The following is a 13,852-nucleotide window of genomic DNA, read 5'->3' on the forward strand; positions in this document are numbered from 1 at the left end:
GGGGTCGCCGGTCCCTAGGTGAGGTTACACGCTCGGAGTGTCAGGTTCCACGCCGAAAGAATTGTCAGGAACCCGCATGGCCTCCTGGTAGGCGGCCGCGAGCCGCAGAGGATTATGCAGATTCTCACCCTGTCGGGTCCGCAGATCGCTCCACACCATTTTGGCCTGACGTCGGCGAACGGCCTGTTCGAAGGCCTGCTGCTCCTGGATGGACGTGGGATCGCCGATCACGGCCCGAATGCGCAATTCGGGAGCGTACTCCTCCAATGCTTCTAGGTGCCCGATAGCGCCGAGCCCTGCGGTCTCCTTCTCCTCGAGGCTCAAGTTCATGGACACGCAGATCTTTGCTTTGGTCTCGCAGAGTGCTTCACGACTCTCCCGGAGCAAGAGATGAGGAACCACTGAGGTGAACCAGGATCCCGGGCCGAGAATGACCCAGTCCGCTTCCTTGATCGCCCGGACGGACGCCTCGCACACGCGCGCATCGGCCGGTTCCAGGACGAGGTTCTCGACCCTCTCGGCCTTGGCCAGTTTTGCCTGACCGACGAGTCGCTCGCGTGTGCCGTCTTCGGCCACGGCCTCGCCGGAGATGACCAGGGGGTCCAATGCCATGGGAAGAACACGTCCCCGCGCCTCGACGAGGCGCGAGGCCCACTCCAAACCCGCAACAGGGTCCCCTAGGAGTTGCCAGAGACTGACCAGAAGAAGATTCCCCATCGCGTGACCGTCGATTTCACGGGGAGCTTCGGGAAGCGCAGAGAACCGGTGCTGGATGGCTTCCCGCCACAAGTGGCCCCATTCGGAGTCGTCACACAGTGCGGAAAGAGCCATCCTGAGGTCTCCAGGAGGCAGAACGTTGAACTGGTCTCGCAGGCGCCCCGACGACCCGCCGTCGTCGGCGACCGTGACCACGGCGGTGATGTGCGGAGTCACGAGCCTCAGCGCACTGAGGGACGCATACAGTCCGTGTCCGCCACCCAGTGCCACGACCTTGGGTGAATGCCGAGATCCCGGGACCCGGCGGTCCAGTTGATGGGAAGAGTAAACCATGTCTGCCCCTATTCACGACCAAGGTCTCTATGCTGGAAATTGACGGTGACGTTCTCCAACTGTCCGAGTCGCTTGGCGATCTCCTCGGTCACCGCCACGGATCTGTGTTTTCCGCCCGTGCAGCCGACGGCGATGGTCGCATAGTGCTTGTTCTCTGTCCGGTAACCATCGATCACCGGCTTCAGGGATTCAACGTACAAGTCCACGAACTTGTTTGCGCCGTCATTGCCGAGAACAAAATCTCTGACCGGTGCATCTTGGCCGGTGTGCGGCCGAAGCTCGGCGATCCAATGAGGGTTCGGGATGAATCGAACGTCCGCGACGAAGTTTGCATCGGCCGGAACGCCATACTTGAACCCGAAACTCATGACCGTGATGTTCACGATCGAAGGGCCGTCCACGGAGTACGTCTGGGAAATGACCGTGGAGAGTTCGTGCACGTTGTATTTCGTGGTGTCCAGGACGACGTCGGCCCGCTCCTTGAGGTCCGCCAGGAGGTCCCTCTCCGCGCGAATGCCGTCCAGGATCCGACCATTCCCTTGGAGAGGGTGCGGGCGCCGTTGGGCCTCGTAGCGCGCAATGATCGTCTCGTCCGTCGCATCGAGGAACAGCATCGTGAACTCGACCGGGGCGTTCTGCAGCACGTCGAATGCTTCCTTGAAGTCGGCAAACAGCGCTTTGCCGCGAATGTCGATGATCACGGCCAGTTTCGGCATCGACTGCGGGGCTCTGGCCACCAGGTCCACCAGTGGGCCCAACAGGTTCGGGGGAATGTTGTCCACGACGTACCACCCGGCATCCTCAAGGGTGTGCGCGGCGGTCGAGCGCCCTGCACCGGAGATTCCGGTGATGACCAGCATCTCGGTCTGCTCGGGTTTCTCTGGCGTCAATCGTTCGGGGTCGATCGTTGGATTGTCTTGGCTCACAGGCTGGCTCCCGCTGGTGCAAAGTGTCGAGATGTCGGTGTGTCCGCCTCACCGAGAACGAGACTCGGCGTTGCGTCCTCCACCCAAGACTACTCGGATACCGGCCCGGAATCCTCGGAGTGCTCCGCATCTGTGGACAAGTGCGCCCGAACCTTCTCGGCAAGCCGAGGGCCGATCCCGTGGGCACGTGTCAGGTCCTCTACGGAGGCCTCGCGAATGGCCTTCAGAGAACCGAATTCCTTCAGGAGCGCTTCCCTCTTGGCCTTCCCGAGGCCTTCGACGCCGTCGAGGGCGGAAGCGAGCATGGCCTTGCCCCGTTTTGACCGGTGGAATGTAATAGCGAATCGGTGGGCTTCGTCCCGAAGGCGCTGCAGCAGGAACAGTCCGTGGGATGAGCGCGGCAAGATCACCGGAAAGTCGTCATCCGGGACCCAAATCTCCTCAAGCCGCTTGGCCAGGCCAACCACAGCAACGTCGGTGACGCCCAGGTCGTCGAGTGCTTGTTGAGCCGCAGCGACCTGAGGGGGTCCGCCGTCGACGACCACCAGGTTGGGTGGGTAGGCAAACTTGGCAGGTTCCGTCGACTCCGATTGGTCGACCTCTCCCGAAGCCTGGGGCGAGCTCTCCCGCTCCTGCTGCTCGGCCAGGTAACGCTTGAAACGTCGGGTGATCACGTCATACATAGACGCCGTGTCGTCCCGAGCCGCCTCGCCGCGGATCGAGAACTTGCGGTAATCGGATTTGCGCGGCAACCCGTCTTCGAAGACCACCATGGACGCCACGACATTGGTCCCTTGAACGTGGGAGATGTCGTAGCATTCGATGCGCATCAGTGCGTCAGGCAGGTCCAGAGCCTCCTGGAGCTCTTGGAGAGAGGCGCTGCGCGTGGTCAGGTCACCGGCACGCCTCGACTTGTGCAGGGTCAACGCCTGCTTGGCGTTGTCCGCCACGGTTCCCATGAGCTGGACTCGCTCACCGCGCTGAGGCACCGATATGGTGACTTTGCTACCGCGAAGACCCGACAACCATTCCTGGAGCTGATCGGCGTTCTCGGGCATGACCGGGACCAGCACGTTACGAGGAATCTCGTTGAGGTTCAGCTCGTCGTCGACCGGTGCGCTGGCCATGGTCACCGCCGACTCACCGTAGACCTGCTGGAGCAATTGCTCGACCATTTCGGGTGCAGACAGGTCCTCGACCCTTTCGACGATCCACCCTCGCTGTCCACGAATGCGGCCGCCTCGGACGTGGAAGACCTGGGCCGCGGCCTCGAGCTCGTCCTCGTGGAAGGCGAAGAGGTCCGCGTCCACGGAGTCCGAGAGGACGACGGCGTTGCGCTCGAATGCCTTTCGCAGGGCCGCAATGTCATCGCGCAGTCGCGCCGCGTGCTCGAATTCCATGTTCTCGGCGGCCGTCTCCATCGTGGAGGTGAGCTTCCGGATGTACTTCTCGGAATCTCCCGCCATGAACCGGCACAGCTGGTCCGCGAGATCCTTGTGGTCCTCTTCGCTGATACGGCCGACGCAAGGTGCCGAGCACTTGTCGATGTACCCGAGCAGGCAGGGTCTTCCCGCTTGCTCGGCACGTTTGAAGACCGAACGCGTGCACGTCCTGACCGGGAACACCCTCAGGAGCGAGTCGAGAGTCTCACGAATGGCCCACGCCTGTGAGAACGGACCGAAGTAGCGAGTCCCCTTCTTCTTGGCACCGCGTGTGACCTGTGCCCGCGGAAAGCGGTCCGCCATCGAGACCGCCATGTACGGGTACGACTTGTCGTCCCGGTACATAATGTTGAAGCGCGGGGTGTACTGCTTGATCCAGGTGTACTCCAGCTGGAGCGATTCCATTTCGGAACCAACGACCGTCCACTCCACGCTCGCCCCCGTATGGACCATGGCATAGGTCTTCGGTGCGAGCTGTTGGGGCTTCTGGAAATAGGAGTTCAGGCGGTTTCTGAGGTTCTTGGCCTTGCCGACGTAGATGACACGACCGAATTCGTCCCGGAAGCGGTACACGCCCGGCTGGGTGGGAATCTCGCCCGATCCTGGCCTGTAGCTTGCCGGGTCCGCCATCTTCTCCTTCTCCTTCGTTCAGTCGTCGTTTCCCGCGTCCTTGTCCAACGACGGCGAGGTGTTGTATTCGTTCTTGCGGGGTTGGCCGGAAAGGTGAGCTATGCGGTCCATGATGATCTCCGTGGTCTCACGCCGCTGCTTCCCGGTCTGCTGGTCCCCCAGTTTGTCGAAGTAGAGCGGCTCGCCCACGCGGACGGTGAAGCGAACCGGTCGAATCATTCTGGAGCCTGGGGGTTGGAGTCTGTCGGTGCCGATGAGGCCAACGGGAACGACCGGCGCGCCAGTCTTGTGGGCCAACCACGCGACCCCAATTCTGCCCCTATAGAGAAATCCATCCCTCGACCGGGTTCCTTCGGGATAGATCCCGAAGACTTGTCCGTTCTCCAATCGCTCCAGTCCCTTGTCCAATGCCTTGAGGCGTCCGGTCTGGTCTGATCGGTTCACCGGAATGATGTCGATGAGTTCGAACAGGGTCTTCATGGCGCGGCCCTTCAGACCAGGCGAATTCACGTATTCCGCCTTCGCGAGAAAGGCCACTCGGCGCGGCATGAGCGCGGAAATGATCACGCTGTCCAGGAACGCCTTGTGGTTCGACGCGACGATCACCGGTCCGGACTCGGGAAAATTGTGGAGTCCTGTGACCCGGGCACGGAAACCAATTTTCATCAGGCCGGTGACGGTGGTCTGCGCCAAGTGGTACAGCTTCACGGGTTGCTCTCCTCACAAAGAATCGTCGAAAACACTGTACCCGGTCCCGGACCGCGGTCCCGCTCAGGAAAGACGGCACATGCCCGAGGCAGTCACGCCGGTCCTCGGAGGTCCCCCAGCCCGGTCTCCCGCGCCATAACGGTTCGCAGCCCCGTGATGTCATCGACGATGCTCACGGCTCCCGCGTCCGCGAGTTCGGTTCCTGAAGCGAACCCCCAGGACACACCGATGCAGGCAATCCCGTGAGCCCGTGCGCCGGCGACGTCGTATTCCCGGTCACCGACCATCACGGTCCTTTCGGGGTCGACGACGCCGAGACTGGGGTCCCTGACAGCTCGGTCCTCAATCAGGCGAAAAGCTCGGTCGATAACCCCCGCCTTGTCGGCGGGCAGATCCATGGTCTCCGGCTTGAGTTCGTCCCTCGAGCCGGAGACGACGTCAAAATACTCAACCAGCCCGAAGTCCCGCAGAAGAATTTCCGTGGTCGGAAGCGGCTTCTGGGTAGCCAGCCCGACGACTGCGGGAAGTTCCGCGAGATCACGCAACAAGTCCATGACCCCCGGATACAACATCGAGGATTTCCGTGCGCGCTCCAGGTAGCCTCCGCGGTACGTGGCCAATATGTCCCGGTGGAATTCGGTCGGAATGTCCGTGTAGGCGCTCAAGGACTCGTCCGTGGACGGACCCACGAACTTGCGGAGCGTGTCCGGCTCGGGCCGGTCGAACCCGTGCGCCTCGATCGCATCGGCTATCCCATCCGTGATCGCGCCAGCAGGGTCGAGCAAAGTCCCGTCCAAATCGAACAGAACCGCCGGGGTACGAGATGTGCTCATCAGTCCTCCAGAATCTCGGATAGAAAATACCCGGTATGGCTTCCGTCCACGCGGGCGACCTGTTCGGGAGTGCCTTGGGCTACCACCTGTCCGCCCCCGTTGCCGCCTTCAGGGCCCATGTCCACGATCCAGTCTGCCGACTTGATGACGTCGAGGTTGTGCTCGATCGTCAGGACGGTGTTCCCCTTGTCGACCAGCCCCTGGAGCACATTCAACAACTTGCTGATGTCTTCGAAGTGGAGGCCCGTGGTCGGTTCGTCCAGAACGTAGATGGTCCGGCCGTTGGATCGCCGCTGGAGTTCCGTCGCCAGCTTCACGCGTTGGGCCTCGCCACCGGACAGCGTCGGGGCGGGTTGGCCGAGGCGTATGTACCCCAGCCCGACGTCGACAAGAGTGTTGAGGTGCCGGGCTATGGGGGTGAACGCGGAGAAGAACTCGGCTGCCTCCTCGACCGGCATGTCCAGGACATCCGCGATGGTCTTGCCCTTGTAACGGATTTCGAGGGTCTCCCTGTTGTACCTGGCACCGTGGCACACCTCGCAGGGCACGAAGACGTCCGGCAGGAAGTTCATCTCAATCTTCAAGGTTCCGTCCCCATGGCACGCTTCGCAGCGGCCGCCCTTGACGTTGAAGGAGAATCGGCCCGGCAGGTAACCCCGGACTTTGGCCTCGTTGGTCTCTGCAAACAACTTGCGGATGTGATCGAAGACCCCGGTGTAAGTAGCTGCGTTCGATCGTGGCATGCGCCCGATAGGGCTCTGGTCCACGTGAACGATCTTGTCCAGATGTTCCAACCCCTCGACACGCTGATGCCGCCCCGGCACCTGCTTGGCACCGTTCAGCTTGTTGGCCAGTGCGGTATAGAGAATGTCGTTGACCAGAGTGGACTTGCCCGAGCCGGACACGCCGGTAATGGCGGTGAAGACGCCGAGGGGGAATTCGACATCGATTCCCGTCAGGTTGTTCTCCTTGGCCCCGACCACCTTGACCATACGCTTCTTGTCGATCGGGCGACGTTTCGATGGCAGTGAGATCTCGCGGCGTCGGTCGAGGTAGGCGCCCGTGAGCGACCGCTGATTGGACAAGAGATCTTCGTACGTACCCGAGTGGACAATTTCGCCGCCGTGCTCGCCAGCTCCCGGTCCGACGTCCACGATCCAGTCCGATTCCTTGATGGTGTCCTCATCGTGCTCGACGACGATCAGGGTATTGCCCAGGTCCCGGAGTTTGCTCAGGGTTTCGATCAGGCGACGGTTGTCCCGCTGGTGGAGGCCGATCGAGGGTTCGTCGAGGACATAGAGAACACCCACGAGTCCAGAACCGATCTGGGTCGCCAAACGAATGCGCTGCGCCTCGCCGCCGGACAACGTGGCTGCCGCGCGCTCCAGATTCAGGTAGTCGAGCCCGACGTCGAGAAGAAACTGAAGGCGCGCATTGATTTCTTTCAGAACCTGGTCGGCGATCTTCGACTCGCGCTCAGAAAGTTCCAGACCGGCCATGAATTTTTGGGTATCCGTCATCGACATTGCCGTGACCTCGGCAATCGATGCCCCGCCCACGGTGACCGCGAGCATGGTCGGATTCAGGCGGGCACCGTCACAAGCGGGGCAGGCAACCTGACGCATGTACTGTTCATACCGGTCCTTCGCCCAGTCGGACTCGGTCTCCTCATGCTTCCTCTTGATATAGGCGTAGACGCCCTCGAACCCGGAGGTGTATCGGCGTTCGCGGCCGAACCTGTTGCGGTACGAAACCTCGACCTTGAAATCTTTGCCGTTGAGGATCGCTTGACGGGCCTTGCTGCTCAGGTTCTCCCATGGGGTGTTGAGGTCGAAGCCCACCTCTTTTCCGAGACCCGCCAGAAGGCGCAGCCAGTATTCGGTGGTGGACTTGCCCTGTGACCAGGGAGCGATGGCCCCTTCGCCCAAAGTTTTTTCCGGATCGGGAATGACCAGGTCTTCATCGACCTCCAGACGAGACCCGATGCCGTCGCACTCCGGGCACGCACCGAAAGGGCTGTTGAAAGAAAAGGCCCGCGGTTCGATCTCCGTGGTTTCGATCGGGTGCTCGTTGGGGCAGGCCAGGTTTTCGCTGAATGTGCGCTGGCCTGCGTCCGAATCGTCGTCGACAAAATCGACCACGACCCTGCCGTCAGCAAGTCCGAGCGCCGTCTCGATGGAATCCGTCAGCCGCTGGTGAATCGAGTCCTTGATGACCAGACGATCGACCACCACGGAAATGGAGTGCTTGTACTGCTTCTTGAGCTTGGGCGCCTCCGCAAGCTGGATCTGCTCACCGTCAACCACGGCACGGGAATATCCCTGTTGGGTCAGTGACGCGAACAGGTCGGCGAACTCGCCCTTTCGGGAACGCACCATCGGGGCCAGAACCTGCAAGCGAGTCCGCTCGGGAGAGGACATGAGCTGGTCGACGATGGCCTGCGGAGTCTGCTTCTCGATGGGCTCCCCACAGATGGGACAGTGGGGGTGTCCGATCCGCGCCCACAACAGGCGCATGTAATCGTAGATTTCGGTAATAGTGCCGACCGTGGACCGCGGATTCTTCGACGTGGACTTCTGATCGATCGACACTGCCGGCGAGAGACCCTCGATGAAGTCCACGTCCGGCTTGTCGACCTGGCCCAGGAACATGCGCGCATAGGCGGACAGCGATTCGACGTACCGGCGTTGTCCCTCGGCGAAGATCGTGTCGAAGGCCAGAGAGGACTTTCCCGATCCGGAGAGCCCTGTGAACACGATCATCGCATTGCGCGGAATATCCAGGTCAACATTCCTGAGATTGTTCTCCCGTGCGCCCTTGACCAGAATTCTGGTGAGATCCTGCGGCATACCGGGTTCGTGTCCCTCAACGTGCTGAATGGTCATGACCTGCCTGTCTGCGTGGTTGCTCCGGACCGGGAGGTCGTGCGACTGGCGCAAACACTCCCCATTCGAAGATTTATTCTAACGAATCTGCGCCGCGTGGTGGAGAAATCGGCCCAGGGTGAACGTTACGCGCGCGTGGGTTGCGCGCGAGCGGGACGGAAGACCTACACTCGAAGGCATGATGGCAATCGCTACCGAAAAGATGGACCTGGGTGAGGTCACCATCCGTTATATCAGCGTCTCCGACATGGACAACAACGTCTACTTGGTGACGTGCAAGCAGACCGGCACCCAGCTGTTGATCGATGCGGCGGACGACCCCGACTCGATTTCACGACTCGTGGCCGCAGGAGCCCACGACGTCGACGCCCAGTGCGCCTGTTGCGGAAACGTTCAGCTGATCGTGACTACCCACTCGCATTGGGACCATGTGCGAGCGCTCCCCGAGATCAAGTCCCGTTCGGAGGCACTCACCGCGTGCGGCGATGCCGATGAGTCCGACATCGACGTGCCCATGGACATCACCTTCGAGGATGGCGACACTGCCGATTTGGAAGGTTTCTCCTTGGACGTGATCGGCCTGGCCGGTCACACACCCGGATCCATCGCCCTCGCTTACACCCCGGAGGAGGGCCCGACCTACATTTTCACGGGCGATTCCCTGTTCCCGGGCGGCGTGGGCAAGACTGGCTCCCCGGAGGCTTTCGAGTCCCTCTTGCACGATGTGACCACGAAGATTTTTGACGTCTACGACGACGACACTGTCATCCTTCCCGGACACGGCAAGTCCACCACTCTGGGTGCCGAGCGGCCCCATCTGGATGAGTGGGCCCAGCGAGGCTGGTAGTACTTGCGCGCTGTCGGAGGGTTCTCTGCCCCGGAAAGCCGGTTTGCCGGTTTTCCGGGGCAGATTCTTTCGCGTGGTCGGCCTCCGGTTGAGGTCAGAAGAGACCCTGGATTGTTCCTGAGTCGTCGAATCCTATGCGTTCGGCGGCGGGATGGCGCGACAGCCCGGGCATGGTCCTGATTGTTCCGCAGAGGGCGTACACGTACCCGGCACCGGCCGCGAGGCGAACCTCTCGCACGGGAAGTCGCCACCCTGTCTGGGCGCCTTTCAGCCCGGGGTCCGAGGACAGTGAAAGATGCGTCTTGGCGATCACGACCGGCAACCGTCCGAACCCCAGGCGTTCGTAGCGTTCGAGTTGCTGAGCGGCCGCTGGGCTGAGATCCACTCCGTCTGCCCCGTACACCTCGGTCGCGACCTTCTCGATTTTGGTGGTCAGGGGATCGTTGAGGCCGTAGGTGAACCTGAGGTGCCCTGGCTGGTCACAGGCTCGCACCACGGCGTCCGCGAGGTCGGTCGCGCCGGCCCCTCCCTGGGACACTCCCCTGTGCACCGCGAATTCAGCACCCTCTTCTGCGGCGATGGTTCGGATTGCCTCATGCTCGGATTCGTGATCCGTGGGGAATGCGTTGATGGCCACGACCGGAGATACGCCGAAGGAGCGGACGATGTCGATGTGCTTGCGAAGATTGGCTGCGCCTGCCGCGACGTCCTCCGGGCTTTCGGCCAACATTCCGTCGGGTAGAGGCTGTCCCGGAACAATGCGGTACCTGCCGGAGTGTGATTTGAGGGCGCGGACGGTGACCACGAGAACGGCGGCGTCCGGTCGCAACCCACTGGTGCGGCATTTGACGTTGAAGAAGCGTTCGGCTCCCATGTCTGCACCGAAACCGGCTTCGGTGATGACGTAATCGGAGTGTTCCAGACCGACGTAGTCGGCCACGACGGACGAGTTGCCCGTCGCAATGTTTCCGAACGGGCCGGCGTGGATCAGTGCGGGGGTGTGCTCGAGGGTCTGCATCAGGTTGGGTTTGATCGCGTCGGCCAGGATGACCGACATCGCGCCGTCGGCCTTGAGGGCGCGGGCGGTCACGGGTTCTCCGCTCCTGGTCAAGCCGACCACGATGCGGGCCAGGCGCTCGTGCAGATCGTTCAGGCTCGTGGCCAGGGAGAGTATGACCATTACTTCGCTGGCCGAGGTGATGTCGAAGCCCGTCTGCCTTGTGACCCCGTCGGTGCGTTCCCCGAGTCCGACGACGATGTTGCGCAGTGATCTGTCGTTGACATCGAGGACTCGACGCCACGTGATGGAGCGCTCGTCGATGTCCAGCTCATTGCCGAAATGAAGGTGGTTGTCCAGGATTGCGGCCAGCATGTTGTGGGCCGCGGTGACCGCGTGGAAGTCTCCGGTCAGGTGCAGGTTCAGCTTCTCCATCGGAACAACTTGGGAATATCCTCCCCCGGCGGCTCCGCCCTTGATGCCGAACGTCGGGCCCATCGATGGCTGGCGGAGCGCGAGCATCGCGTTGCGTCCCCTGGCTGCCATTCCCTGGGCCAGCGACACGCTCGTTGCCGTTTTGCCTTCCCCGAGGGGTGTGGGGGTCACCGCGGTCACGACGACGTATTTGCTACCGGTGCCTGTTCCGCCCGAAGAGGCCTCCAACTCGATCTTGGCCACGTGCTTGCCGTAGGGCTCAAGCCGCTCCTCCGGTATTCCGGCGCGCGCAGCAACCGCCGCGATGGGCTCCAGCTTCGCGCCCTGGGCGATCTCGAGGTCCGAGGGGAAAGGCAGGTTCATGATTGACTCCTGGGTTCCGGGAACAGCCGTATTCATTATGTCCCGACGCTCTTCCGGAACGCCGAATCCGAGGACCGGCATGTCATAGTCCGCGGGTACGATGGTCAACGATGAAACTTCTCGAAGCCCTGGACCCCAAATTTGCGGAACCGGATCACCACTACTTCCGTGGGGACTACGCTTCCAACTCCCTCAACCAGGAGGAGATCTACAACGGCTTCACCGACTGGATCTCGTCGCGGGACATGGAGCTCTACCCTGCGCAGGACGAAGCCGTTCTGGGCATAGCCTCCGGGGCGAATGTCATCCTCGCCACCCCCACTGGTTCCGGCAAGTCGACGGTGGCGGTGGCCGCGCACTTCGCCGGACTCGCCCAGGGCCAGCGGTCCTATTACACGGCACCGATCAAGGCACTGGTTTCAGAGAAATTCTTCGACCTCTGCGCGATCTTCGGTGCCGAGAACGTCGGAATGATCACCGGGGATTCCTCGGTCAATGCCCAGGCGCCGATTGTCTGCTGCACCGCGGAGATCCTGGCCAACGTGGTCCTCCGCGAAGGTGAGGGTGCGGATGTGACCCAAGTGGTGATGGACGAATTCCATTTCTACTCCGATCCCCAGCGAGGCTGGGCATGGCAGGTTCCGCTCCTTGAATTGCCCCAGGCGCAATTTCTTCTGATGAGTGCGACCCTGGGCGACGTCACTCGCTTCGAGCGTGAGCTGACCGAGTTGACGGGGCGGGAGACTGCCTACGTGACCAGTTCCGAGCGGCCGATCCCGTTGCACTACTACTACTCCGAGGAACCCGTCCACGAGGCCATCGAGGAACTCGTGAAAACCGGTCAAGCTCCCGTCTACGTGGTCCACTTCTCCCAATTGCAGGCGATGGACCAGGCCCAATCACTCATGAGCCTGAACCTCCTGACCAGAGAGGAAAAGCAACAGGTCTCCGAAGCGATCGCGGGTTTCCGCTTCTCCTCCGGCTTCGGCAAGGTGCTGAACAAGATGGTGAGGCACGGCGTCGGCGTCCATCACGCCGGGATGCTGCCCAAATACCGGCGGCTCGTCGAGCAGCTGGCCCAGACCGGTCTGCTGAAGGTCATCTGCGGAACCGATACTCTCGGCGTCGGGATCAACGTCCCGATTCGTACCGTCCTGATCACGGCGCTCTCCAAATTCGACGGCGAACGCACCCGTCGCCTCAAGGCGCGCGAGTTCCATCAGGTAGCCGGGCGCGCCGGGCGGGCCGGGTACGACACGGCGGGGACCGTGGTCGTCCAGGCCCCGGAACACGACATCGAGAACGCCCGGATCGTGCAAAAGGCCCAGCAGAAATTCGATGGGGACGAGAAGAAGATCGCGCAGTCCACCCGCGGGAAAAAGAAGAAGCCGCCGCAGGGCTTCGTGACGTGGTCGCGGAAGACTTTCGACCAGCTGGTACAGGCCGTGCCCGAACCGCTGACCTCGTCATTCACGGTGTCGCACTCGATGTTTTTGAATCTGCTGGAACGGCCTGGTGACCCTTTTGCGGCGGCCAAGAAACTGTTGACCGAAAACCACGAGCCCAGGCCACGCCAGCGCCAATTGATGAGGAAGGCCCTGGGAATCTACCGGGAGCTGCTGGCGGCGGGCGTCGTGGAGAAGCTGGATGAGCCGGACGAAGATGGTCGGACTGTCCGGTTGACGATCCAGTTGCAGGAGAATTTTGCTCTGAACCAGCCGTTGTCGCCGTTCGCGTTGGCGGCCTTGTCCTTGTTGGACATGGAAGACCCCGGCTATGCGCTGGACGCCGTATCGGTCATCGAGTCGACACTGGAGAAACCGCGGCAGGTATTGAATGCGCAAGAGAAGAAGGCCCGCGGCGAGGCCATCGCGGCGATGAAGGCCGAGGGGCTCGACTACACGGAGCGGATGAACGCGGCGGACCGCATCACCTACCCGCAACCATTGGCGGAAATGTTGGAGGATGCGTTCGAAACCTACCGCTCGGGTGCGCCGTGGATCGCGGAATTCGAGCTGGCGCCCAAGTCGATCGTCCGTGACATGTACGAGCGGGCGATGGGGTTCGGGGACTTCGTGCAGTACTACCAGCTGGCACGGTCCGAAGGGATTCTGCTCCGGTATCTGTCCGATGCATACCGGGCGCTTCGACAGACCGTGCCGGTCTCCTCACTGACTGAGGACCTGGAGGATCTTGTCGCGTGGCTCGGTGAGCTGATCCGGCAGACGGACAACTCGCTGATCGACGAGTGGGAGAAGATGACGGCCGGGGAAGACGCCGAACCGACGCAGGACTCCCTCGAGGAACTGGTGGCGGAGCAGGCCCCGAAAGTCACGGACAATGTGCGTGCCTTCACGATCATGGTCCGGAACGCCATGTTCAGGCGGGTCGAGCTCTTCGCGGAGGAGAAGGAGAAGCTTCTCGGTGAGCTGGACGGAGACCACGGCTGGGACGCCGACCGGTGGGCCGAGGCACTGGACGAATACTTCGACGAGTACGACGACATCTACACCGATGCGGATGCCCGGGCGCCACGCCACCTGAACATGGACAGGTCCGATCCTGAGGTCTGGAAAGTGCGTCAGGCATTCTCGGATCCTTCCGACAACTTCGACTACGGGATCACGGCAACCGTGGACCTGTTGTCCTCTGACGACGTCGGGGCCCCTGTGATTCGAGTTGATCACGTCGGTGCGCTGAAGGACGCCCCACGTCCCTGAGGGCCTGTGACCGTAG

Annotated in this window: 9 protein-coding genes; 2 read left to right on the plus strand and 7 right to left on the minus strand. The window is 62.0% G+C overall.

Annotation, left to right across the window (positions count from 1 at the left end; translation table 11 throughout):
- Positions 1-24 precede the first annotated feature (24 nt).
- The 6 genes from AB0Y14_RS02110 to uvrA all read right to left on the minus strand — a co-directional run bounded on the left by AB0Y14_RS02110 (position 25) and on the right by uvrA (position 8,474).
- Positions 25-1,050 (minus strand): gluconeogenesis factor YvcK family protein, encoded by a 1,026-nt coding sequence (locus AB0Y14_RS02110; RefSeq protein WP_436587625.1) that lies wholly within the window; start codon positions 1,048-1,050, stop codon positions 25-27.
- Positions 1,051-1,058: 8 nt separating this feature from the next.
- A complete protein-coding gene (rapZ, locus tag AB0Y14_RS02115) occupies positions 1,059-1,976 on the minus strand; it encodes an RNase adapter RapZ (RefSeq protein ID WP_436587626.1) in 918 nt (305 codons plus the stop codon).
- Positions 1,977-2,065: 89 nt separating this feature from the next.
- Positions 2,066-4,048: an excinuclease ABC subunit UvrC gene (gene uvrC / locus AB0Y14_RS02120; RefSeq protein WP_436587627.1), complete on the minus strand. Its 1,983-nt coding sequence runs from the start codon at positions 4,046-4,048 to the stop codon at positions 2,066-2,068.
- Between the two features lie 18 nt (positions 4,049-4,066).
- Positions 4,067-4,714: a lysophospholipid acyltransferase family protein gene (locus AB0Y14_RS02125; protein WP_436588797.1), complete on the minus strand. Its 648-nt coding sequence runs from the start codon at positions 4,712-4,714 to the stop codon at positions 4,067-4,069.
- Between the two features lie 134 nt (positions 4,715-4,848).
- Positions 4,849-5,589: an HAD hydrolase-like protein gene (locus tag AB0Y14_RS02130; RefSeq protein ID WP_436587628.1), complete on the minus strand. Its 741-nt coding sequence runs from the start codon at positions 5,587-5,589 to the stop codon at positions 4,849-4,851.
- Positions 5,589-8,474, minus strand: a complete 2,886-nt coding sequence (gene uvrA / locus AB0Y14_RS02135) for an excinuclease ABC subunit UvrA (RefSeq protein WP_436587629.1) — start codon at positions 8,472-8,474, stop codon at positions 5,589-5,591. Before uvrA ends, AB0Y14_RS02130 begins: the two co-directional genes overlap by 1 nt.
- A 178-nt stretch (positions 8,475-8,652) precedes the next feature.
- Between uvrA and AB0Y14_RS02140 the strand changes: the two genes are divergently transcribed.
- Entirely contained in the window at positions 8,653-9,321 is a 669-nt protein-coding gene (locus AB0Y14_RS02140; protein WP_436587630.1) for an MBL fold metallo-hydrolase, read from the plus strand.
- A 94-nt stretch (positions 9,322-9,415) separates the two neighbouring features.
- Here the strand turns inward: AB0Y14_RS02140 and AB0Y14_RS02145 are convergent, their stop codons facing one another.
- Entirely contained in the window at positions 9,416-11,116 is a 1,701-nt protein-coding gene (locus AB0Y14_RS02145) for a formate--tetrahydrofolate ligase (protein ID WP_436588798.1), read from the minus strand.
- A gap of 110 nt (positions 11,117-11,226) precedes the next feature.
- Between AB0Y14_RS02145 and AB0Y14_RS02150 the strand changes: the two genes are divergently transcribed.
- The gene (locus tag AB0Y14_RS02150) at positions 11,227-13,836 is read left to right on the plus strand and encodes a DEAD/DEAH box helicase (RefSeq protein WP_436587631.1); all 2,610 of its coding nucleotides are present in this window, start codon (positions 11,227-11,229) and stop codon (positions 13,834-13,836) included.
- Positions 13,837-13,852: the final 16 nt, after the last annotated feature.

It is taken from the genome of Rothia sp. HC945 (assembly GCF_051370785.1).
Taxonomy (GTDB): domain Bacteria; phylum Actinomycetota; class Actinomycetes; order Actinomycetales; family Micrococcaceae; genus Rothia.